The 21678-nt window shown below is 71.4% G+C and carries 18 protein-coding genes; 6 read left to right on the top strand and 12 right to left on the bottom strand.

The window, feature by feature from the left end; genetic code table 11:
• Positions 1 to 101: 101 nt before the first annotated feature.
• Positions 102 to 1859 carry a hypothetical protein gene (locus TSO352_RS24735; protein WP_109109802.1) on the bottom strand — a complete coding sequence of 586 codons (1758 nt, stop codon included), beginning with the start codon at positions 1857 to 1859 and terminating at the stop codon, positions 102 to 104.
• A 173-nt stretch (positions 1860 to 2032) separates the two neighbouring features.
• Positions 2033 to 2932 (bottom strand): SDR family oxidoreductase, encoded by a 900-nt coding sequence (locus TSO352_RS24730; RefSeq protein WP_109109801.1) that lies wholly within the window; start codon positions 2930 to 2932, stop codon positions 2033 to 2035.
• A gap of 89 nt (positions 2933 to 3021) precedes the next feature.
• Between TSO352_RS24730 and TSO352_RS24725 the strand changes: the two genes are divergently transcribed.
• Together TSO352_RS24725 and TSO352_RS24720 are read left to right on the top strand one after the other, a co-directional pair.
• Entirely contained in the window at positions 3022 to 3873 is an 852-nt protein-coding gene (locus TSO352_RS24725; RefSeq protein WP_109109800.1) for a tetratricopeptide repeat protein, read from the top strand.
• Positions 3874 to 4056: 183 nt separating this feature from the next.
• Positions 4057 to 4929 (top strand): alpha/beta hydrolase, encoded by an 873-nt coding sequence (locus tag TSO352_RS24720; RefSeq protein WP_109109799.1) that lies wholly within the window; start codon positions 4057 to 4059, stop codon positions 4927 to 4929.
• 89 nt (positions 4930 to 5018) lie between these two features.
• On the opposite strand, the gene trxA is transcribed toward TSO352_RS24720, so the two are convergent.
• The 9 genes from trxA to TSO352_RS24675 form a co-directional block, all read right to left on the bottom strand.
• Entirely contained in the window at positions 5019 to 5342 is a 324-nt protein-coding gene (gene trxA, locus TSO352_RS24715) for a thioredoxin TrxA (protein WP_109109798.1), read from the bottom strand.
• Positions 5343 to 5501: 159 nt separating this feature from the next.
• Complete coding sequence (gene addA, locus TSO352_RS24710; RefSeq protein ID WP_109109797.1) at positions 5502 to 9032, bottom strand: double-strand break repair helicase AddA; 3531 nt, start codon at positions 9030 to 9032, stop codon at positions 5502 to 5504.
• 115 nt (positions 9033 to 9147) lie between these two features.
• Positions 9148 to 9408, bottom strand: coding sequence for a BrnA antitoxin family protein (locus tag TSO352_RS24705; protein ID WP_247872409.1), 261 nt, complete (start codon positions 9406 to 9408; stop codon positions 9148 to 9150).
• The gene (locus tag TSO352_RS24700) at positions 9395 to 9709 is read right to left on the bottom strand and encodes a BrnT family toxin (protein WP_247872404.1); all 315 of its coding nucleotides are present in this window, start codon (positions 9707 to 9709) and stop codon (positions 9395 to 9397) included. The genes TSO352_RS24705 and TSO352_RS24700 overlap by 14 nt, the downstream gene beginning before the upstream one ends.
• Before the next feature lie 191 nt (positions 9710 to 9900).
• Entirely contained in the window at positions 9901 to 12882 is a 2982-nt protein-coding gene (gene addB / locus TSO352_RS24695; protein WP_109109795.1) for a double-strand break repair protein AddB, read from the bottom strand.
• Between the two features lie 31 nt (positions 12883 to 12913).
• On the bottom strand, positions 12914 to 13666 hold the full coding sequence (locus TSO352_RS24690) for a nucleotidyltransferase family protein (RefSeq protein ID WP_109109794.1): 753 nt from the start codon (positions 13664 to 13666) through the stop codon (positions 12914 to 12916).
• Position 13667: 1 nt separating this feature from the next.
• The gene (locus tag TSO352_RS24685) at positions 13668 to 14696 is read right to left on the bottom strand and encodes a phosphotransferase (protein ID WP_109109793.1); all 1029 of its coding nucleotides are present in this window, start codon (positions 14694 to 14696) and stop codon (positions 13668 to 13670) included.
• Positions 14693 to 15184 carry a tRNA (adenosine(37)-N6)-threonylcarbamoyltransferase complex ATPase subunit type 1 TsaE gene (tsaE, locus tag TSO352_RS24680; RefSeq protein WP_109109792.1) on the bottom strand — a complete coding sequence of 164 codons (492 nt, stop codon included), beginning with the start codon at positions 15182 to 15184 and terminating at the stop codon, positions 14693 to 14695. Before tsaE ends, TSO352_RS24685 begins: the two co-directional genes overlap by 4 nt.
• A 96-nt stretch (positions 15185 to 15280) precedes the next feature.
• Complete coding sequence (locus TSO352_RS24675) at positions 15281 to 15763, bottom strand: hypothetical protein (protein WP_109109791.1); 483 nt, start codon at positions 15761 to 15763, stop codon at positions 15281 to 15283.
• 261 nt (positions 15764 to 16024) lie between these two features.
• On the opposite strand from TSO352_RS24675, the gene TSO352_RS24670 reads away from it, so the two are divergent.
• The 4 genes from TSO352_RS24670 to TSO352_RS24655 all read left to right on the top strand — a co-directional run bounded on the left by TSO352_RS24670 (position 16025) and on the right by TSO352_RS24655 (position 20723).
• The gene (locus TSO352_RS24670) at positions 16025 to 17074 is read left to right on the top strand and encodes an NAD(P)/FAD-dependent oxidoreductase (RefSeq protein WP_109109790.1); all 1050 of its coding nucleotides are present in this window, start codon (positions 16025 to 16027) and stop codon (positions 17072 to 17074) included.
• Positions 17075 to 17412: 338 nt separating this feature from the next.
• A complete protein-coding gene (locus TSO352_RS24665) occupies positions 17413 to 18906 on the top strand; it encodes an ABC transporter substrate-binding protein (RefSeq protein ID WP_109109789.1) in 1494 nt (497 codons plus the stop codon).
• Between the two features lie 27 nt (positions 18907 to 18933).
• The gene (locus tag TSO352_RS24660; RefSeq protein ID WP_109109788.1) at positions 18934 to 19881 is read left to right on the top strand and encodes an ABC transporter permease; all 948 of its coding nucleotides are present in this window, start codon (positions 18934 to 18936) and stop codon (positions 19879 to 19881) included.
• 17 nt (positions 19882 to 19898) lie between these two features.
• Positions 19899 to 20723: an ABC transporter permease gene (locus TSO352_RS24655; protein WP_247872402.1), complete on the top strand. Its 825-nt coding sequence runs from the start codon at positions 19899 to 19901 to the stop codon at positions 20721 to 20723.
• Positions 20724 to 20741: 18 nt separating this feature from the next.
• On the opposite strand, the gene TSO352_RS34305 is transcribed toward TSO352_RS24655, so the two are convergent.
• Positions 20742 to 21572 (bottom strand): DUF1003 domain-containing protein, encoded by an 831-nt coding sequence (locus tag TSO352_RS34305; protein WP_109109786.1) that lies wholly within the window; start codon positions 21570 to 21572, stop codon positions 20742 to 20744.
• Between the last annotated feature and the right edge of the window lie 106 nt (positions 21573 to 21678).

The following is a 21678-nucleotide window of genomic DNA, read 5'->3' as shown; positions in this document are numbered from 1 at the left end:
GCCATTGTCCGGCCGTCCAGCCCCGAGCGGGCGCGCATCATACCACATCGATGGTTGCGTCGAACCAAATTCGTGTGGTTAGGGCCATTGTCCGACGGGATCTACCCCTCTGCCCGTCGCCGCGCCTCGTGCAGGCGCAGGATGTCGACGAAGTCGGCGCTCTGCCAGTTGCGGGAACGGGCGAGTTCGTTGCGGACCGACGCGACGAAGGCGTCGATCACCGCCCACTCCTCCGCCCCGATCTCTCCCACACCGCCGGATGCGCCGTGGGACGCGCCGTCGAGGTAGCTGTGCACCACCCGGTGCAGGCCCTGGCTGACCGGGCTGATCCAGTCATCGACCGTTTCGCCCATCGCCCCCATCAGGCGGCGGATGCGCAGCAGATGGGCCATGCGGTGGGCGGGCTTCTCCGACACCTCCGCCTTCATCGCCTGGACGAAGGCGACCCGACCGGTCTCCACCGCGTAGAGCCGCAGCGACTTCAACTCCGGATTGCCGTAGCCGGCGTTGCCGAGATAGCGTCCCCAGCGCCACACCAATTCCAGCAGCCACACCAGATCCTCATGGTCGGGAACCGGGGCGTGGCGGGCGTTCATCGCTGCCTGCAGGCGGGCGGCCAGCGCCGGCATCACCGTGCCGGTCAGGCAGCGGCTGACATCGGCCAGCTGCGCGCGGATCGCCGGCCCGGTGGAGCGGCTGGCGAGGAAGCCGGTGCCGGCCAACGCGGTCAGCGCGCGGTCGAAGCGCTCCACCGCCTCGCCCAGCAGCGCGCGGGTCGGGGCGGGAGCGGACAACACGCCGCCGTCCTGGATGTCCATGTCGCCGAACATGCCATCCACCACCTCGCGGATGGTGGTGCCGGCGGCGTGGAAATGGCCGAGCAGGGCCCGCAGCAGCGGGTGCGACTCGCGCACCGCCGGGCCGCCATGCTCGCGGACATGGCGCAGGAACACGTCGTAGCGGCGCTTGACGTTCAGGCCGTAGAGCGGGGCGAACCAGGCCAGCACCTGCGACTGGTCGCGGAACGGCAGGCCCAGGTCGCGCACCCGGCGGACGAAGCCGACCATCATCGCCGACTGGCAGTCGACCTCCACCGCGCGCTGGTCGGCGCCGGTCTGCATCTCCTCAATGTCGCGGCGCATGCGCTCGGTCAGCGGCACCAGCACGTCGTTGTGCTCCAGCAACGCGCGGACGAAGCCCAGCAGGTCGCTGTCCACCGCCGCCTTGCGGCCGAGATACTGGGTGCGCAGCTGCGCGTCGTGCCGGGCCTCCTCGTTCGCCAGGGCCAGGAAACGGTCGGTCAGCTTGCGGTCGCCGGCCATGCTGTAGAGGAACTCCAGCGCCTCCTTCCGCATCAGCTCGCGCATCACCATGGCGTCGGCGCTGGTCAGCACCGCGTCCAGCATCGCGTCGCGCGCCATCAGGTCCAGCCGGCTCTGCACCTCCGCCGCCAGGCCGGGGAAGGCGTGCCGGGCCAGCGCCGCCCAGATGCCGCCCATGTCCACCCGCTGGATCAGCGCCGGCACCGACTCCGGCGCGCGGTACAGGATGGGGTCGTCGACCAGGAAGGGTTCGAACAGGCTGGTGAACAGGCGCCGCGCCTTCATCGGCCGCAGGCGGTTGAAATGCTCGACCAGGGCGTCGCGCAGGTGGCGGGCGCGCTCGCCGTTCGGGGTGACCGTCCCTTCCACCGCGTCCAGCACCGAGCGGATCGCGTGCATCGGGATGCGGGAGACGACCTCGTCCATCTGCCGGCGGAAGGTGGCGGAATCCAGGCCGTCCTCGCCGCCGGAGGGCTTGACGCTGGAAGACCCGGCGCTGGAAGGCTTCAAGGTCGTGGCCGTCGGCGTGCTGTTCATGCGTCCAACACCTCGCGGGATTTTGGTCGCCCGGACCTTCATGATCCCGAGAGATTATTAAATAAGCTTTGCTTTTTCGATGTGTTTTGCGTCAGTCCTTCTATGATTACTGGCATATGCCCACAATTTGCTTTGTGAACATAAGCTGACCTTTTTGCCCAAGGACACGGGGTCTACAGGCCGGCGGCGAGCTGCGCGTCCAGGCCGGCGCGGTAGTCGGGATAGGCCAGCGTCACGCCCAACTGCCGCTTGATGCGGTCGTTCTTCACCCGGCGGCAGTCGGCGTAGAAGCTGGCGGCCATCGGCGACAGTTCCGCCTGATCGAACGGAATCAGCGGCGGCGGCTCCACCTCCAGCAGGCGGCAGGCGTACTCCACCACCTCGTGCGAGGGGGAGGGCAGGTCGTCGGTCACGTTGTAGACGGCGCCCAGCGTCGGCTTGGCCATCGAGGCGCGCAGAGTGGCGGCGATGTCGGCGACGTGAATACGGCAGAAGACCTGACCGGGTTTGTCGACCCGCTTGGCGCTGCCGTCGCGCACGCTGTCCAGCGCGCTGCGCCCCGGCCCGTAAATGCCCGCCAGCCGGAACAGATGCATCGGCACGCCATACTGGCGGTACAGGTTCAGCCAGCCGCGTTCCGCCTCGACCCGCCGTTTCTGGCGCTCGCCGGTCGGTTTCAGCCACGCCGCCTCGCCGACCCAGTCGCCCTTGGTGTCGCCATAGACCCCGGTGGTCGACAGGTAGCCGGCCCAGTCCAGCGTGCGCAGGTCGGCCAGCTCGCGGGCGTGCTGGTCCAGCACCGGGTCGCCCTTGGCATCGGGCGGCACGCTGACCAGCAGGTGGGTGGTGCCGGCCAGCGCCGCCTGGGCGTCGTCGAGCGGCCGGCCGCGGTCGAACAGGAAGGCCTCGATGCCCTCCGCCTCCAGCGCCGCCTTCTTCGCCTCGCTGCGGCAGGTGGCGGCGACGCGCCAGCCGTCGGCGCGCAGCGCGTCGGCGAAGACGCGGGCGCTGTAGCCGAGGCCGAAGACGAAAAGGCGGGGGGCCAGACGGGAGGCCGGGGGGGAGTCGGTCATCGCGGGCGGTTTTCCCGTGTCGTCGTTGAGGGGGCCGGCCGCTGCCGAGGCTTGCGCCGGACCCGGCGATGGCGGAGTGTAAAGCGACCATGACCCGACGCAATGCTTACCTTTCCGCCGCCCTGCCCGCCCCCCTGATGGCCGTCCTGATGGCCGTCCTGTGCTCAGGAGCGACGCTGTCCTCCGCGGCCCGCGCCGCCGACCCCGGGCCGGACCGCAACCGCGAACTCCAGGCCTGCGCCACCAAGGCCGAGGGCAATCCCGACGGCGCCCTGGCCGACGCCAAGCGCTGGCAGGACCAGGGCGGCGGCGACCGCGCCCGGCTCTGCCAGGCGCTGGCGCTGTTCCACAAGGGCGACTTCAAGGCCGCCGGCGCCCAGATGGAGGCGCTGGTGCCGACCATGGGCAAGGACGATCCCCGGGCGGCGGCCTCGCTGCTTGGCCGCGCCGGCTGGGCGTGGCTGCGGGCCGGCGACCAGGGGAGGGCGGAAAAGCTCTACTCCGCCGCGCTGGACAAGGCACCGGGCGACGTCGACCTGCTGATCGACCGCGCCTTCGCCCGCGCCGAGGGCGAACGGTTCTGGGACGCCATCACCGACCTCGACGCCGCGCTGGGCAAGGACCCCAAGCGGGCCGACGCCTATCTCTACCGTGCCTCCGCCCACAAGGCGCTGTCCAACTACCGGCAGGCGCTGGCCGACATCGACCAGGCGCTGGAGCTGAAGCCCGGCGATCCGGAGGCGGTGCTGCTGCGCGGCAACGTCAAGGCGCTGGGCGGCAACCTGACCGCCGCCCGCGACGATTGGGCGCTGGCCCGCCGCCTCGCCCCCGACAGCGAGTGGGGCCGCGCCGCCGCCGACAACCTCGACCGCACCGCCAAGGCGGTGCCGGACGCAGGTAAGGATACCGGCAAGGACAAGCCGAAACCGAAGGCGCCGTAGACGGCCGGGTCTCCGCTGGAAACGGCGGATATCCTTGGTTTCAGCACCATGATGCAGGCCGCCGGGACCAGCCCGGCGGCCTTTTTCGTGCTCCATCCTTACCGCTGTTCACCGGTGGGAACTCCATCGCCGCGCATCGGTTCTCCCGACCATGCCCGATCGGTCACGGCTGGAGAGGCGGCGATGTTCGAGGGGTTCACGCTTGAGACGATCGAGCTGCCCGGCGCGACCTTGCGGGTCCGGCATGGCGGCCGCGGCACGCCGGTCCTGCTGCTCCACGGCCATCCGCGCACCCACGCGACGTGGCATCGGGTGGCGCCGCTGCTGGCGGAGTCCCACCGCGTGGTCTGCCCGGACCTGAGAGGCTTCGGCCAATCCTCCAAGCCGGCCGACCGTCCCGACCACGCCAATTCCTCGAAGCGGGCGAAGGCGCAGGATGGCGTCGACCTGATGCGCCGCCTCGGCTTCGAGCGTTTCGCCGTGGTCGGCCATGACCGCGGTTCCTACACCGCCTTCCGCCTGGCGATGGACCATCCGGCGGCGGTGACCCGGCTTGCCGTGCTCGACGGCGTGCCGATCCTGGAGGCGTTGGAGCGTTGCGACGCCCGCTTCGCCCAGGCGTGGTGGCACTGGTTCTTCTACGCCCAGCCCGACAAGCCGGAGCGCGCGATTTTGGCCGACCCGGACGCCTGGTACGGCGGCTCGGCCGCGGCGATGGGCGACGAGGAGGCTTACCGGGATTTCCGGCGGGCCATCCACGATCCGGCCACCGTGCACGGCATGATGGAGGATTACCGCGCCGGGCTCGGCATCGACCGCGCGCACGACGCGGCCGACCGTGCCGCCGGGCGGACGCTGGCCTGCCCGGTGCTGGCGCTGTGGTCGCTGCGGGACGATCTGGAGGCGCTGTACGGCGACGTGCTGGCGGTCTGGCGGCCCTGGGCGCCCGACCTGCGCGGGCGCGGGCTCGACTGCGGCCACCACATGGCGGAGGAGGCGCCGGAGGAGCTGGCGGGGGAACTGCTGCGCTTCCTGAGCGGGGCGCCAACCGGGTGACGGTGCGGCCGGACACGAAAAAGCCCCGCCGCGGTTCGCGCAACGGGGCTTTTTCGGACCGGAAAGGCTGTTCGCGTTTCGCGTTGGCCTTACAGGGCCGACTCGACCCACTGGAACAGCGCGCCCTTCGGCAGGGCGCCGACCTTGGTGGCGGTGACGCTGCCGTCCTTGAACAGCATCAGCGTCGGGATGCCGCGCACGCCGTACTTGGTCGGGGTGTCGGGATTCTCGTCGATGTTCAGCTTGGCGATGGTCACCTTGCCCTGCTGTTCGGTGGCCAGCTCGTCGAGCGCCGGGGCGATCATCTTGCAGGGGCCGCACCATTCCGCCCAGAAGTCGACCAGGACCGGGCCAGCGGCCTTCAGGACGTCCTGTTCGAAGCTGTCGTCGGTAACCTTGATGGTGGTGCTCATGTGACCTCTTGCCTGGATCGGGGACCGCCGCCGGACCGGTTGTGGAAAACCGGTGGGCATGGTCCCGTCAGTGGAATTGAGCAAAATGTAGGGCGGAGGCGCCATGCCGGTCAAGTCACCCCATCTTTCGGGGGATGGCCGGCCGGCCCGCCGCCACCGTCAGCCCGGTCGCGCCGTCAGCCCAACGACGGCGGCGTCCAGAAGTTCCGCCGGCAGCTCCATGGTGAAGGGACCATCGGTCCACAACAGGAGGCAACGCACCCGGCGACCGGGGTAGACGGCGCGCAGCGCCTCGCGGTAGGCGGCCATCTGGCGCCGGTAAACCGTTGGTACACCATCAAGATCGCGCGGCGGCGGCCGGTTGGTCTTGTAGTCGACGATCCACACCGTGTCCGCCGTCACCGCCAGCCGGTCGATGCGGCCGGACAGCGCGCGGCCACCGCCGCCGATCCCGACCACGCCGACCAGCGGCACCTCGGCCCGCGACTCCGGGCCGAACAGATGCGCGAACTCCGCATGGCTCAGCACCGCCAGCGTCTCATTGGCGATGGCGTCCTGCTGGCCGGGGTCGAGCTTGTGGGCCGGCCGCGCCAGGAAGCGGCGGCAGGCGGCCTCCCGCGCGTCGCCGGCGAGGTTGGGCAGCGTCTGCAGCAGCCGGTGGACCAGCAGGCCGCGGCGGAAACGCTGGCCGTCGTCGTCGCCCAGCGGGGAGCGCACCGCCGGCTCGTCCTCGTCCGGCCCGTCGGGGCGCGACGGGGTGAGGGGGCGCGACGGCTCCGGCTCGACCGGGGCGGGGCTGGCGATCCAGGGCGGCGGCGGTTCGGCGACCATGGCGTCGCCGGTCGCGACATGGCGGGGCACCGCGGCGGTCTGGGCGCCGACCAGCCGCCAGCCCTCGCCGGCCCAGCCGTCGCCGCACAGGCTGGTGAAGTCGAAGGGGTGCGGCACGCCGTTCTCGCGCATCGCCTCCTCGACCAGCCGGTACCAGCAGTCGTCGGACGGCTCGCGCTTGCCCTGGTGGCCGCAGATGTAGAGCCGGTCCTCCGCCCGCGTCAGCGCGACGTAGAGCAGCCGGCGGTATTCCTGGTCGCGCCGCTGGTTGGCCCGCGCCCGCGCCTCGGTCGACAGCGCGTCCTCCTGGGCGCGGCGGGCGGCGAAGAGCGGCACCGGGCAGCCGTCGTCCGGCCACAGGATCGGCGGGCTCTGGGTCGGGCTGCCCAGCGTGTCGGGCAGGAAGACGATGGGCGCCTGCAGGCCCTTGGAGCCGTGGACCGTCATGATCCGCACGGTGCCGCCGCCCTGCTCCAGCTCGCGCTTGATCTCGGCGTCGCTGGCCGCCAGCCAGGCCAGGAAGTTCTGCAGCGACGGCGGCTCGGTCTTCTCGAAGGCGAGGCAGACCGCCAGGAACTCCTCCAGCGGATCCTGGGCGTCGGGGCCGAGCCGCTTCAGGATGGCGCGCCGCCCGGACCGGGTGTCGGCCGGGCAGGGCCGGTTCAGCAGGCCGGCGAACAGCTCGTAGGGGGCGGAGAAGTCGGTGCGGGCCAGCAGGTCGCCCAGATAGCGCCGGGCCGGGCGGAAGGCGGGCTCCGTCTCCGCCAGCGCGACCAGCGAGCGCCACAGCGTGCCGCGCCGGCCGTGGGCGACGCGGAACAGCTCCTCCTCGGTCAGGCCGATCAGCGGGCCTTTCAGCACGGTGGCCAGCGTCAGGTCGTCGTCGGGCAGCAGCAGGAAGTCGGCCAGCGCCACCAGATCCATGACGGCGAGCTGCTCGGTCAGCACCATGCGGTCGACGCCGGCCACCGGCACGCCGCGGTCCTTCAGCGCCCGCACCAGATCGGTGACGAAGGCGGTGCGGCGGCGGACCAGCACCATGACGTCGCCCGGCTGCACCGGCCGGCCCTTGGCCTCCAGCGTCTCGCCGCTCTCGATCCAGCGCTGCACCGTCGCGGCGATCACCGAGGCGAGGCGGGCCGCCGGCGAATCCGCCGCTTCGCGCGCCACCGGCGGCGCCCAGGCCGGCGTCTCGACGGTGTCGACCGGCTTTACCGGCGGCCACAGCTCGACCAGCCCGGCTTGGCCGCGGCGGAAGGCGCGGTGGCGGATCGCCGGGCCGGCGTCGGAGCCCACGCCGTCGCGGGCGCGGTCCAGCGCGAAGACGGCGTCCACCGTTTCCAGCACCGCGGCGGTGGAGCGGAAGGAGATGTCGAGGTCGACCCCGGCCCACAGCCGTTCCGCCGCCTCCGCCTTCTCCTGGAAATGGCGGCGCATGCGGGCGAACTCCGCCGGGTCGGCGCGCTGGAAGCTGAAGATCGACTGCTTCTCGTCACCCACCGCGAAGACGGTGCGGATCGTGCCGTCGGGGGCGGCGGCGTTCAGTTCGGCGAAGAACTCACCGGCCAGCGCGGCGACAATGGCCCATTGGTCGGGGTTGGTGTCCTGCGCCTCGTCGATCAGGATGTGGTCCAGGCCGCCGTCCAGCTTGTAGAGCACCCAGGGCACCCGCGGCACGCCGTCCTTGCCGCTCAGCAGCCGGTTGGCGGCGAGGATCAGGTCGTCGTAGTCCAGCAGGGCGCGCGCCGCCTTGCGCTCGCGGTAGCGGTCCAGCATCGCCTGCGCCAGCGTCAGCAGCGCGGCGGTGGAGGCGGCGACCCCGGCGGCCTTCACCCGCTCGGCCAGGTCGACCAGCCGCTCGGCCTCCTTCTGCAGGGAGAGCAGGGCCTGGGGGTAGGCGGTGGCGGCCTTCTTGGTGATCAGCGTCTTGCGCGGCGCGCCGTCGGCGGTGAGGTAGAGGCGCTTGTACGCCTCGAAGGCGCGGACCCGGCGGTCGGCGGCGTCGAGCCATTGCTGGATGGCGATGCCGCGCTCCTGGTCGCTGGCGCTGCCGCCGGACAGCGCCCGGCAGGCCTCGCGCAGGGCGGGCGGGTCGCAGGAATCGTCGTGGCAGGCGCCGGTGAGGATCGACTCCTCGGTGACGCCGGGCGGCACCTTCAGCGTGTCGTGGATCGCCTCGACCAGCCCGTCCAGGCCATGGAACTCGTGGAACAGCGTCTCGATCCGGCCGCGCTGGCCGGCCAGTTCGGCCAGCAGCTCGGCGAAGGCCTCGGCGTTGAGGTCGGCGGTCAGCCGCGCCATCGCCCGGCCGAGCGGGCTGTCCGGCTCGGTCCGGCCGGCGTGCAGCACCGCGTCGCGCGCCTCGGTCAGCAGCCCGTCGGCGGTGCGGTCGTCCATCACGTCGAAATGCGGGGCGAGGTCCGCCTCCAGCGGGAAACGGCGCAGCAGCGACTGGCAGAAGGCGTGGATGGTCTGGATCTTCATGCCGCCGGGGCAGTCCACCACCTGGGCGAACAGGCGGCGCGCGTTCAGCCGCGCCTCGATCGACGGCCGCTCGCCGCACAGGTCGGCCAGCCGGTCTTCCAGCTCGTCATCGGGCAGGGTGGCCCAGACGCCCAGCGTCCGGTTGATGCGGATCGCCATTTCCGCCGCCGCCGCCTTGGTGAAGGTCAGGCACAGGATGCGCGCCGGCGGCGTGCCGGCCAGCATCAGCCGCAGCACCCGGTCGGTCAGCACCTTGGTCTTCCCCGACCCGGCCGACGCCCCGACCCAGACTGACGCCGTCGGATCGGACGCCCGCCGCTGCGCGACGTTGGGGTCGAGCGGCAGCGAGCGGGTGGACAGGTCGGTCATGGTCATGCGCAGAGCTTCCGGTGCCGGGACAGGGCCGGATGCTCATCCAATTGCCGCGGCGGAGGCAAGCGCCAATGATCGGGCCACTCAGGAGGTGTCGATCGGACCGCCGGGCAGATCGTCAATTCGGCAGTCCGGCCGCTTGCCGCAACGCGGCGTTGATGCGCGTCTGCCATCCCGGCCCGGTGTCGCGGAAATGCTTCAGCACATCGGCATCCAGCCGGAGCTTGATCGCCTCCTTGGGCGCCTCGGCGGGCGGGCGTCCGCGCCGGGCCGGCTGGCCGCCGTCCATCACGGTGCCGCGGGCAAACATCTCCTCCGTGATCTCCGGGATGTCGTCGTATTCCGCGGGCTGGATGACGTGCTCGTCAACCTTCGCCAAGTCGCTGCCCAAAGCGCGTCTGCTCCCGGTCATTGGCCTTCCTCATGGAAATGATGCGGCGGGCATCCGCCTCTTGCGTCCAGACCACGATCACCATCCGGTTCCGCAGATGTCCGACCGATAGGACGCGGTCTTCGCCGTAGTCGAACCGTTCGTCGGGAATGTCGATGGTCCGGCCGGCGAACACCTCGACCGCGTCGGCGAAGTCGAGGCCGCGTTCGCTCAGGGTCCGGTCACGCTTGGCCGGATCGAAGGTGATGATCAGGATAATTACCGTACCCCCATAAAGTCCCGGCGGCAAGGAATTTTCGGGGGTACAGAAAATAGGACCAAGCCGGGATGTCCGCACCGGCGGCCGGCCATGACCTGGACACCGTGGTGTCCCGTTCCCCGATCGATGCGGTCGAAGCGCTGCCGGACCGTAAAGACTCACACACCACTGTATGGAATCCGGGGTAGGGAATTCAACCGAAAGGTTGCGAAAAACCCGGCTCACTCGCCCTCGCCGCCGCCCGACGACCATTCCTGGACGCGGGCCAAGTGGGCGTAGTCGGTGTAGCGCGGGGCCATCGCCGGCCGCGGGCGGGAGCGGTAGGGGGTTTCCGGGTCGTCGAAACGGGCGATCAGCGCCTCCAGCCCGGCCCGGGCCTCCTCGCCCAGGGTGGCGGGGTCGGCCTTGACCGGCTTTTCCTCGCCGGCCGGGTCGCCGCCGGACAGGCGCCAGAAGGACAGCTCGGCCACCGGGCCGGCGTCGATGCCGCTGAAGCCGCCGGCGGCGGCGATGGCGGCCTCCAGCGGCAACTGCGGGGCGAAGCCCAGCTCGATCTCGCGGGTGCTGGGCGGGGTGCCGGTCTTGTAGTCGATCACCACCAGCCCGTCCGGCCCGCGGTCGATGCGGTCGGCCTTGGCGGTCAGGGTGAAGGGACCGCCGGGGCCCGACAGCTCCAGCCGGCCGGGCACCTCGGTCGCCAGCGGGCGGGTGCGGGGGCGGCGTTCGCGCTCCAGCTCGATGAACCAGGCGGCGACCCGCTCGAAGCGCGGCCACCAGAAGGCCCAGACGTCGGGATGGCTGCGCAGCAGCGGACCGAAACGCTCGCGCCCCAGCGCCAGCAGCCGGTCGAGCGCGTCGAGCGGCAGCGGGCCGGGATGCTCGCGGACGAAGGCGTCGAGCGTGTCGTGGATGATCTGGCCGCGGTCGGCCGCCCCGGGATCGGCGGCGATCGGGTCAAGCTTGCCCAGCTTCAGGGTGTAGCGCGCGTAGATGGCGTAGGGGTCGCGCATCCAGGTCTCCACCGCCGTCACCGACAGCTTGCGCGGCCGGGCGGCGAGCGGCGGCCGCGGCTCCGGCGCGGCGACCGGCTGCACCTGGTCGGGCTCGTCCAGCCCGCGCGCCCAGGCGAGCCAGCAGGCGCCGCGCTCCTCGATCACGCCGTCGAGGCCCAGCGCCCGCAGCACGGTTTCCAGCCGCAGCAGCCAGCGCGACGGCACGGTCGGCGTGCCCTCCACCCGCGCGGCGCGGGTCAGCACCACCTCCGGTGCGCCGCAGGCGTGGGCGAAGTCGTGGGCCGACATGCCGACCAGCCGTTCCGGGCTGGGCAGGCCGAAGTCGCGCCGCATCGGCCGCGACATCCAGGGATCGGCGGCGGCGGCCGGCGGCCAGGTGCCCTCGTTCAGCCCGCCGAGGATGGTGAGGTCGAGGTGCTGAAGCCGCGCCTCCATCGGACCCAGGATGAACAGGCGCGGGTGCAGGCCGTAGCGGGGGCGCACCGCCCGCGCGCTCATCAGCGCGTCGAGCAGCGCCGGATAGTCGGTGGCGGGGATGGCGGGGAAGCCGTCGGCGGCGTCGAGCAGGTCGTGGACGAAGCGGGCGGCCTCCTCGCCGTCGTCCTGGCGCCACAGCCGTTCGGCGCCCGTCACCTCATGGTCGGCGGCCAGCGACTCGCAGAAGGCGATGTGGGCGCGCAGCAGATCGGCGAGCGGCGGTTCCCCCTCCTCCCCGCGGCCGCGCATCGCCTCCAGGAAGGGGGCGGCGCGCTGGCCGAGATCGACCAGCCAGCCGCGCAGGATCTCCGGCTGCTCGTCATGGTCGAAGCGCTGGGTCGCCTCCAGCGCGGCGAGCACGCCGTCCAACCCCTCCGCCGGGCGGGGACCGCGCAGGACCAGCCGCTCCAGCGCGCGGGCGGCGGCGCGGAAATCCGCCGAGTCGCGGCCGCCCGCCGCCATCGGGTGCTTGGCCAGCGCCAGCAGCGCCAGCGGGTGGACGCGGCTCGCCGCCAGCTCGGCGGTCAGGCGCAGATAGGTGCCGACCGCGGTGTGGGCCAGCGGCTGGCCGCCCGAATCGTTGACCTCGATGCCCCAGCGCGCCAGCGCCATGCCGACCCGGCGACCCAGGTTGCGGTCGGGGGTGATCAGCGCCGCGGTCTTCTCCGGCGTTTCCAGCGCGTGGCGCATCAGCAGCGCGATGGCCTGCGCCTCCTCCTCCGAGGTGGCGGCGTCGATGCGGGTCAGGCCGGCCAGCGCCGTGGCGTCCAGCCCCTCCAGCGTCCGCCAGCCTTCGGTGGTGACCGCCGGGCGCATCGCCTCGGCGATCAGCCGGGCGCGGGCGCCGCGCGGCTCCGCCGTCTCGGTCCAGGGCTGCACCTCGGCGCGGCCGACGCCCAGCCGGCGGATCAGCTCCGACAACCCGTGCTGGGGGTGGGATTCGTCCTGCTCGATGGCGTCCCAGACGGCGTCGTCGGCGCCCTGGTCCAGGCCGGGCAGCACCACCGAGCCCTTGGGCAGCCGGGCGATGACCGCCAGCAGTTCGGTCGCCGCGGCGATCGAGCCGGTGGAGCCGGCGGCGATCACCATCCCCGGCGGCGGGGCGGCCCGCCACAGCGCCGCCTGCGTCGCCAGCGCCAGGTTGCGGCGCTGGGCCGGGTCGGTCTCGCCGGTCGACTCCAGGATGGCGGGCCACAGCTCGGTGATGATGGTCAGGAACTTCAGCGTGACCTGCCAATGCTCGGCATAGTCGGCGGGGACCAGCGTCTCCAGCGTGTCGAAGCCGACCCGCTCGGTCCACACCGCGTCGATCAGCCGGCCGAGGTCGCCGCCCAGCCGCACCGCCTGCGCCGTGGTGGCCGACAGCCCGTCGGCCCGCAGGATCAGCCGCGCCAGCGTCATCTGCCGGTTCAGCGGCGAGATGGCGTCGGGCAGGTCGAGCGGGACGTCGGGCAACTCCTCCTCGGTCAGGCTGAGGTCGCCGGCGTCCAGCTCGCCCAGCGGCGCCATCCGCGGCAGCAGCGTCGGCTCGCCGCCGGACCGGCGCAGGAAGGCCTGCTGCAGCGACCGGCAGGCGCGCCGCGTCGGCAGCAGCACCGTCACCCCGGCCAGCGCCAGCGGATCGCCGCCCACCCGCTCCATGATGCCGGCCGCCAGCGTGTCGACGAAGGGCGCGCCGGAGGGGATGCTGTAGACCTTGGGGGGGAGGGTCATCGGGGGTCCGTTCGTCGTGGGTTGCCGCCCCTCAATGCGCGATGGCGCGGACGCCGCCGATGGCCAGCAGGTCTTCCGCCTCCTTCAGCCCGTCCGGCGTGCCGATGTGGAACCACAGCCCGTCATGGGCAAGGCCGAACAGGCGCCCGGCCGCTTGCGCGCGGTCCCAGATCAGGTTGGTGGAGAAGGCGCCGTCGGGGGTGTCGGCGGCGAACAGCTCCGGCTTCACGATCTGGACGCCGGCGTAGACGAAGGGGGCCAGCTCGCGCTCGGCGCGGCGGGTCAGGCGGCCGAGCGGGTCCATATGGTAGTCGCCCAGCCCCTCGTAGCCGACCGACCGGGTCGTCGCCATCAGCAGCAGCAGCGCGTCCATCTCGTCCGGGTTCCAATGGGCGGCCAGCCGGCGCAGCGCCGGGGTCGGGCCGTCCAGCCAGAAGATGTCGGCGTTGACCGTGTAGATCGGGGCGCTGCCCAGCAGCGGCAGCGCCTTCTTCACGCCGCCGCCGGTTTCCAGTTGCGTGTCCTCCGGCGACAGCAGGATGGCCGGCTTGGCGCGGTCCTTCAGGTGCGCGCCGATCATCGATCCCAGATAATGGCTGTTCACCACCGCCCGGGCGACACCGGCCCGGGCCAGCCGGTCGAGCGCATGGTCGAGCATCGGGCGGCCCAGCACCGGGATCAGCGGCTTCGGCCGGTGGTCGGTCAGCGGGCGCATGCGCAGGCCGAGGCCGGCGGCCAGGACCATGGCGGTTGTGGGGGCGGTGTCGGGAATGGTCGCGGTCATGTCAGATCGTCTCCGGAACGACGAAGGCGGCGCGGGCGGCCGGCGGCAGGTGGCGGTCGAACCAGGCGGCGACGGGGCCAAGTTCCGGTTTCGCCAGTTGGCCCTCCAGCAGGCGCCAGACGCGCGGCAGGTGGACAAGGTAGGACCGGCGCCCCTGGGTCAGCGCCAGCCGGACGAAGATGGCGACGATCCGCGTGTGGCGCGCCGCGCCCAGCACCGCCATGGCGCGGCGGAAGGCGGCGGGGTCGCTGTCGGGGAAGGCGGCCAGATAGCGGGCAACCATCGCCGCCGCCAGATCGGGCGCCACGTCGCGGCGGGCGTCCTCCAGCAGGGAGACGAGGTCGTAGGCCCGCGGGCCCCAGCCGGCGCTCTGGAAGTCGATCAGCCCGGCGGCCTGCAGCCCCGGCCGCGGCAGCCGCATCAGGTTGTCGACGTGGTAATCGCGCAGCAGCAGCGACGGCGCCCCGGCGCAGACCGGCTCCAGCACCGCGCGCCACGCTGTTTCGAACCCGGAACGATCATCGTCGCTCAACGGCCGGCCCAGGGCGGTCGGGACATAGGCGTCGAGGAACAGCCGGGTCTGCGCGACGAACAGGTCGGCGTCGTAGACTGGCAGGCCCAGCCGCGCCGCCGCCCCGTCCGGCCAGCCCTGGTGGATGGCGATCAGCGCGTCGGTCGCCAGCGCGTAGAGCGGTTCGGGATCGGCACCGTCGGCCAACAGGCGGGAGAAGGTTTCGCTTCCGAAATCATCCTGCAAAGCCAAACCACGCTCGACCTCGGCCACGCGGATGGTGGGGACCGACAGGCCAAGGGCGGACAGCTCCGCGCCGATGGTGATGAAGGGGGCGAGATCCTCGGCCGGGGCGGGGGTGTCGACCAGGATCAGCGTTGCGCCGTCGCGCGTCCGGAGGCGCTCGTAGCGGCGGGCGGAGGCATCGCCGGCCAGCGGCTCCCGCGCCGCGTCGGCCAGGCCGTGGCGGGCCAGGAAGGCGGCGATCTCCGCCTTCCGCGTCAGGGTCGCAACGGTCATTCCAGAATCCAGTCGGCGGCGGCGACCCGCGCGGCGAGCGTGCCGTGGCCGGTCAGGCTGGCGCGGCGGGCGTCGGGGCCGTCATGGCTCAGCGTCAGCTCGATCCGGTCGGCGGGCAGCAGTGGCCCCAGCCGGTCCGGCCATTCGACCAGCGCCACCGCCTCGGCCCGCGCGTCGTCCCAGCCCAGCTCATACACCTCGTCCGGTCCCGACAGGCGGTAGAGGTCGGCGTGCCAGATCGGGCCGATGGCGGTGTCGTAGCTCTGCACCAGGGTGAAGGTGGGCGACGGCACCTCCGCCTCCTCGTGGGTGACGCTGCGGATCAGCGCGCGGGCCAGCGCGGTCTTGCCGGCGCCGAGATCGCCGCGCAGCGCCACGAGGTCGCCCGGCCGCAGGAGGGCGCCGAGCCGCCGGGCCAGCGCCGCGGTGGCGGCTTCGTCCGGCAGCGGAACGGCGACGGTGAAGGGGGTATCCGGTGTGTCCGACATGGCGCGGATACTGTGCGAACGGCCCCGCCGGCCGCAAGCTGGAAAGAAGGGGCAGGCGCTATGCCGTCCGCCCGCCGCCCGTCATCCACCCACCGGTCATCCACCCACCCGGCGGTTGGGCGACCGGCGGTCGGCCGGCGTATCGGCCGCGGCGCCGGTGGTCACCACCAGCCGTGGCGCCTTGTTGAAGTTCATGGTGATCATCAGCGTCAGGGCGCCGTTGATCAGGTGCAGCATCTTGTCCGACGCGACCGGCAGGGGGATGCGCCGGCCCATGCAATAGGCGACCAGCGCCGCCGTCACCTCGGTCTCGGACAGCAGCAGTTCGTTGACGACGCCGTTGTCGTCGGTGATGGTCAGGCGGGTTTCGACCGCGCCGTGCTCGTTGCCGGCATGTTCGTTGCCGCCCTGCTCGTTGCCGCCGCTCTTGTGCCCGTCGTTCTTGTGCCCGTCGTTCTTGTGGTAGGCGACGCGGGACACGGTGCCGACCGGCAACGGGTCCTTCACCCGCCGCCGGCGGTCGAGCACGGCCCGGACGACCTCCTGGTCGGTGAAGACCAGACACCGCAGTTCCTTCATTCCGGGCCTCCACCCAACCGGGCCGCCGATCCTGCTGGTCGGCCAGCCGCTGCCTGTCTGCACTGTCCGGTGGTGCCCGGCACCGTGCAACAGACAAATTTAAGCGAATTCGACCGAAATCCTGCAACGCGGACCGACCCGTATCGACATCGGGCTTCCACGGACCGCATTTCACCCTTGCTGGGGGTTGACCCCGCCCCGAAATGCGGACAATGGAAGGACCATCGTCCACCCGCACCCCGTTTTGAGGAACTGGCTTTCATGTCGCAGACCGTCCATAGCGCCGCTCAGGGCGCCGACGCCGTCACCACCGATGTCGTCATCGTGGGCGCCGGCCCCGTCGGGCTGTTCGCCGTGTTCGAATGCGGCATGCTGAAGATGCGCTGCCATGTCGTCGACGCGCTGGACATGGTCGGTGGCCAGTGCACCGCGCTGTACCCGGAAAAGCCGATCTACGACATCCCCGCCCATCCCTCGATCGAGGCGGCCGACCTGATCGACCGCCTGGCGGAGCAGGCCGCCCCCTTCGCCCCGACCTACCATCTGGGCCAGCAGGTGGAAAAGCTGACCCGTCTCGACAACGGGCGCTGGCTGGTGGAGACCAGCATCGGCACGAAGATCGACACCCAGGCGGTCATCATCGCCGCCGGCAGCGGCGCCTTCGGTCCCAACCGCCCGCCGCTCGACGGGCTGGAGGCGTATGAGGGCAAGTCGGTGTTCTACATGGTGCGCCGCCGCCAGGACTTCGCCGGCAAGAAGGTGGTGATCGCCGGCGGCGGCGACAGCGCCGTCGATTGGGCGCTGTCGCTCGCCGATGTGGCGGAGCGGGTCTATGTCGTCCACCGCCGGCCGAAGTTCCGCGCCGCGCCGGAAAGCGTCGCCCGCATGGACGCCCTGGCGCGCGAGGGCCGGATCGAGATGGTGGTGCCCTACCAGCTCGCCGGGCTGGAGGGGGAGAACGGCGTGATGACCGCGGTCCGCGTCGCCACGCTGGACGGCGAGGAAAAGGCGCTGCCGGCCGACGCGATGCTGGCCTTCTTCGGCCTGTCGATGAATCTGGGACCGATCGCCGATTGGGGCCTGGAGCTGGAGCGCAGCCACATCGCCGTCGCGCAGCCCGGCTGCGCCACCAACGTGCCGGGCGTCTTCGCCATCGGCGACATCGCCACCTACCCCGGCAAGCTGAAGCTGATCCTCTGCGGCTTCGCCGAGGCGGCGCAGGCGGCGCACGCCATCCGTCCGCTGGTCTATCCGGGCGAGGCGCTGCATTTCGAGTATTCGACGTCGAAGGGCGTGCCCGGCGCGGCCTAAACCCCCTGGCTTTATGAAAGTCGCGGGGTGGCCGGCAATATTGACACGGATGTCACGGATTTAGACACGGATTACACGGATTTTTTCTGGTCTTGGCGACGCCTCGGCTTTCCAGAAAAGCGACGACCAAGCAACGCCACATCCGTGACATCCGTGTCTAAATCCGTGAAATCCGTGTCGATCTTGCCCGCCGGTTCCGCGCCTTCCGGGGATGGCCTGGAGAAGCACCTGTCACGCCGCTCCGAAGCCGGCGGGCCACGCTTGCGCTCCCCCGCGCCGCACCGCATCATCGCGGCAACGAGAACGTCGACAACGACGAGACGGGGGAGTTTGCCACCATGCCGACCGCCAAGCAGCGCTTCACCCTGGCCGCCGTCGCCGTGCTGGTGCTGGCCGCCGCATCCCAGGCGGCCATGGCCCAGCCGCGCACCGACCTCGTGGTCGGCATGCAGCTGGAGCCGCCGCACCTCGACCCCACCGCCGGGGCGGCCGGCGCCATCAAGGAAGTCACCTACGCCAACCTGTTCGAACCGCTGCTGCGGGTCAACGCCGACGGCGCGCTGATCCCCGCCCTGGCGGAGCGCTGGAGCGTGTCGGACGACGGGCTGACCTACCGCTTCACCCTGCGGCCGAACGCGAAATTCCACGACGGCACGACCGCCGATTCCGCCGACGTGAAGTTCACGCTGGACCGCGCCCGCGCGGCGGATTCGGTCAACGCCCAGAAGGCCTATTTCGCACCGATCGCCTCGGTCGAGACGCCGGACCCGCGCAGCGTGGTCGTTACCCTGTCGCGGCCCGACGGGCTGTTCCTGGCCCACATGGCCAGCGGCGACGCCGCCATCGTCGCGCCGGAGACGGCGGCGACCAACAAGCAGAAGCCGGTCGGCACCGGCCCCTTCAAGTTCGACCGCTGGGTCGCCGGCGACCGCGTGGTGCTGGTCCGCAACCCCGATTACGACGGGCCGAAGCCGGCGCTGGAGCGCGTGTCCTTCCGCTTCATCAGCGATCCCGCCGCCCAGGTCGCGGCGCTGAAGGCGGGCGACGTCGACGCCTTCACCCTGTTCAGCACCTACGAAGCGCTGCCGGAGTTCCGCAACGATCCCGCCTTCAAGGTCATGGTCGGTTCGACGGAGGGTGAGACGATCCTGTCCACCAACAACGCCCGCAAGCCGTTCGACGACGTCCGCGTCCGCCGCGCCATGGCCCACGCCATCGACCGCAAGACGCTGATCGAGGGCGTGCTGTACGGCAACGGCGTCGCCATCGGCAGCCATTTCCCGCCGCACCGCGAGGGCTATGTCGACCTGACCGGGATGTACCCCTACGACCCGGCCAAGGCGAAGGCGCTGCTGGCCGAGGCCGGCTACCCCAATGGCTTCGACACCACGCTGCGCCTGCCGCCGCCGCCCTACGCGCGGCGCGGCGGCGAGCTGGTCGCCGCCATGCTGGCCGAGGTCGGCATCCGGGCGAAGATCGAGCCGGTGGAATGGGCGGCGTGGCTGGAAAAGACCTTCAAGGGCAAGGACTACGACCTGACCCTGATCGCCCACACCGAACCGCTGGACATCGATATCTACGCCCGGCCCGATTATTACTTCAACTACAAGAGCGAGCGCTTCAACGCCCTGAACGATGAATTGAACCGCACCCAGGACCAAGCCAAGCGCAACGCGCTCTATGGCGAGGAGCAGAGGGTCCTGGCGGAGGATGCGGTCAACGGCTTCCTGTTCATGCTGCCGTCGGTGACGGTGCAGAAGGCCAACCTCACCGGCCTGTGGGTGAACCGCCCGGTGCAGGCCAACGACGTCACCGGGGCGGCGTGGCGATGATGATTCCGGCCCGGTAAGGACAGCCGCGTGCTTGCCTTCCTGCTGCACCGGCTGGTCAGCCTGATCGTCACCGTCTGGCTGGCGACCATCGTGGTCTTCGCCGTGCTGCAACTGGTGCCGGGCGATCCGGCGCTGCTGATGCTGGGCACCGGCGCCCAGCCCGACACGCTGGCGGCGCTGCGCGCCCAGATGGGGCTCGACCTGCCGGTCCTGACCCGCTACCTGCATTGGGCCGGCGCGCTGGCCCATGGCGATCTCGGTGTCAGCCTGACCTACGCCCGGCCGGTGACCGAGCTGGTGGCGGAGCGGTTGGCGGTCACCCTGCCGCTGGCGCTGCTGGCTTTGGCGGTCAGCACCGCCGCCGCCATCCCGCTCGGCCTGCTGGCGGCATCGCGGCGGGGAAGGGGCGGCGACTGGGCGGTGCTGGGCTTCGCGCAGCTCGGCGTGTCGATGCCCAGCTTCTGGATCGCCATCCTGCTGATCCTGCTGTTCTCGCTGACGCTGCACTGGTTTCCGGCCGGCGGCTTTCCCGGCTGGGGCGGCGGTGTCGGTCCGGCGCTGCACGCGCTGGTCCTGCCGGCCTTGGCGCTGGCGTTGCCGGAGGCCGCCATCCTGGCGCGAGTGACCCGCACCGCCGTGCTCGACACGCTGGGCGAGGACCATGTCCGCACCGCCCGCGCCAAGGGGGTGGGCCGCGCCGCGGTGCTGCTGCGCCACGCCCTGCCCAACGCGCTGATCCCGGTGGCGACGGTGCTGGGCCTGCAGATCTCCTTCCTGGTCGCCGGTGCCGTGGTGGTGGAGAACGTCTTCACCCTGCCGGGGCTGGGCCGGCTGCTCTACCAGGCGATCGGCCAGCGCGACCTGATCGTCGTGCAGGGGGTGGTCGTGCTGCTGGCGCTGTTCGTCGTGGTGGTGAGCGCGCTGGTCGACATCGCCTGCGCGCTGGCCGATCCGCGGCCGAGGGCGGCGTCGTGAGGATGATGCTTCGCCCGATGAAACGCCTGCCCCTGTCCCTCCATCTCGGCGCCGCGCTGACCGCGCTGCTCGTCGCGATGGCCCTGCTGTCGCTGCTGTGGACGCCCTACCCGGCGGAGCAGGTGCGGGTGCTCGCCCGGCTGAAGCCGCCGAGCCTGGAGCATTGGCTCGGCACCGACCATTTCGGCCGCGACGTGCTGTCGATGATCATGGTCGGCGCCCGCAACTCGCTGGCGGTCGGGGCGGCGGCGGTCGGGCTGGGGCTGGCGGCCGGGGTGCCGCTCGGGCTGTTGGCGGCCGGGCTGGGGCGCTGGGGGGACGAGGTGGTGGCGCGGCTGGGCGATCTGGTCTTCGCCTTTCCCGCCGTGCTCAGCGCCATCCTGCTGACCGCGGTGCTCGGCGCCGGGGCGGTCAACGTCGTGCTGGCGCTGGCGCTGTTCAACGCCGCGGTGCTGGCCCGCGTCACCCGCGGCGCCGCGCTGGCGGTGTGGCGGCGGCCCTACGTCGGCGCGGCGCTGGCGCTGGGGCGCGGGCCGCTGTCGGTGACGCTGGTGCATGTGCTGCCCAACATCGCCGGCATCGTCGTGGTGCAGGCGACCGTGCTGTTCGCCGTCGCCATCGTCAACGAGGCGGCGCTGAGCTACCTCGGCCTCGGCATCCAGCCGCCGAGTCCCAGTTGGGGCAAGATGCTGGGCGACGCCCAGACTTACCTGTTCACCGCGCCCCTGCAGGCGGTGTTCCCCGGAATCGCCATCGCGCTGTGCGTGATGGGGCTGACGATGCTGGGCGACGGACTGCGCGACTGGCTCGACCCCCGGCACCGGTCGTCGGGGGTGCTGTGACGGAGCGGCGGCCCGTCATCACCGCCGCAGCCGCTTCTCCTGCATGATCTCAAGCTGAAGCTGCTGGATTTCCGTCAGACGCTGCCACTGGCGCTGGATCAGGTAGTCCATCTTCTCGTGCAGGTGCCGGATCTCCAGCTCCGCCTTCAGGTTGACCTGATAGTCGTTTTCGGAGCGCAGGCGGTCCTTCGCCTCCTGCCGCTTCTGGCTCATCATGATGACCGGCGCCTGGATGGCGGCGAGGCAGGACAGCACCAGGTTCAGCAGGATGAACGGGTAGGGATCGAAGGCCTTCACCTCGCCTTCGATGAAGTTGACCATCATCCACAGCCCGAGGAACAGGGCGAAGGAGATCAGGAAGCGCCAGCTGCCGCCGAAGCTGGCGAGGTGGTCGGACAGCCGTTCGCCCAGCGTGCGGTGGTCGTCGAACTCCTCGTCGGTGTTCTCGGCCAGCGTGTCGTGGTGGGCGAGGCTTTCGGCGACCTGCCGGTCCAGCTCGCTCAGCTCGCCATGCTCGGCCTGCAGCAGCTCGGCGACGTAGATCGAGCGGTAGCGCGCCAGCTCCTGCCGGCTGATCTGGGCATCCTGGTCCAGATTCGGGTGATCCTGGCGGATGCGCTCCGCCAGGCTGGGGCGCAGCGCGTCCAGCGCGATCAGGTCGCGTTTCGGCCGGCGCTTGCCGCTGATGGCGCAGGGCTGGCGGCGGGACGCGGCCTCGCCTTTCTCGCCGGCGTCATCGGCCATCGAGTCGGTTGCCGAGTCGGACATGGACTCGGCCGTCGATGCGGCGGGGATGATGGCCGGTGCGACGTCGTCGCCGTCCTGCGGCGGAATCGGATGATCGTTCATGCTGTCGCACTCCCCTGGCATGCATGCGGACCGGCGTGGGCGACTTTATGCCTGATCATTTTGACAAGCCGGTTAAATCGCTGAAAGGTCCGGGATGCTGCGGTGC

The organism is Azospirillum sp. TSO35-2 (genome assembly GCF_003116095.1).
Classification (GTDB): domain Bacteria; phylum Pseudomonadota; class Alphaproteobacteria; order Azospirillales; family Azospirillaceae; genus Azospirillum.
The sequence above is the reverse complement of the archived record's forward strand: the minus strand, read 5'-3'. Positions and strand labels throughout refer to the sequence as shown.

Bases quoted from the DNA above. Each gene is read 5' to 3' on its own strand.
- TSO352_RS24665 (WP_109109789.1), top strand. From the start codon at position 17,413: ATGCCGACCGCCAAGCAGCGCTTCACCCTGGCCGCCGTCGCCGTGCTG.
- TSO352_RS24730 (WP_109109801.1), bottom strand. From the start codon at position 2,932: ATGACCGACTCCCCCCCGGCCTCCCGTCTGGCCCCCCGCCTTTTCGTC.
- TSO352_RS24675 (WP_109109791.1), bottom strand. From the start codon at position 15,763: ATGAAGGAACTGCGGTGTCTGGTCTTCACCGACCAGGAGGTCGTCCGG.
- TSO352_RS24735 (WP_109109802.1), bottom strand. From the start codon at position 1,859: ATGAACAGCACGCCGACGGCCACGACCTTGAAGCCTTCCAGCGCCGGG.
- TSO352_RS24670 (WP_109109790.1), top strand. From the start codon at position 16,025: ATGTCGCAGACCGTCCATAGCGCCGCTCAGGGCGCCGACGCCGTCACC.
- addA (WP_109109797.1), bottom strand. From the start codon at position 9,032: ATGACCATGACCGACCTGTCCACCCGCTCGCTGCCGCTCGACCCCAAC.
- tsaE (WP_109109792.1), bottom strand. From the start codon at position 15,184: ATGTCGGACACACCGGATACCCCCTTCACCGTCGCCGTTCCGCTGCCG.
- TSO352_RS24725 (WP_109109800.1), top strand. From the start codon at position 3,022: ATGACCCGACGCAATGCTTACCTTTCCGCCGCCCTGCCCGCCCCCCTG.
- TSO352_RS34305 (WP_109109786.1), bottom strand. From the start codon at position 21,572: ATGAACGATCATCCGATTCCGCCGCAGGACGGCGACGACGTCGCACCG.
- TSO352_RS24720 (WP_109109799.1), top strand. From the start codon at position 4,057: ATGTTCGAGGGGTTCACGCTTGAGACGATCGAGCTGCCCGGCGCGACC.
- trxA (WP_109109798.1), bottom strand. From the start codon at position 5,342: ATGAGCACCACCATCAAGGTTACCGACGACAGCTTCGAACAGGACGTC.
- TSO352_RS24690 (WP_109109794.1), bottom strand. From the start codon at position 13,666: ATGACCGCGACCATTCCCGACACCGCCCCCACAACCGCCATGGTCCTG.
- TSO352_RS24685 (WP_109109793.1), bottom strand. From the start codon at position 14,696: ATGACCGTTGCGACCCTGACGCGGAAGGCGGAGATCGCCGCCTTCCTG.
- addB (WP_109109795.1), bottom strand. From the start codon at position 12,882: ATGACCCTCCCCCCCAAGGTCTACAGCATCCCCTCCGGCGCGCCCTTC.
- TSO352_RS24655 (WP_247872402.1), top strand. From the start codon at position 19,899: ATGAAACGCCTGCCCCTGTCCCTCCATCTCGGCGCCGCGCTGACCGCG.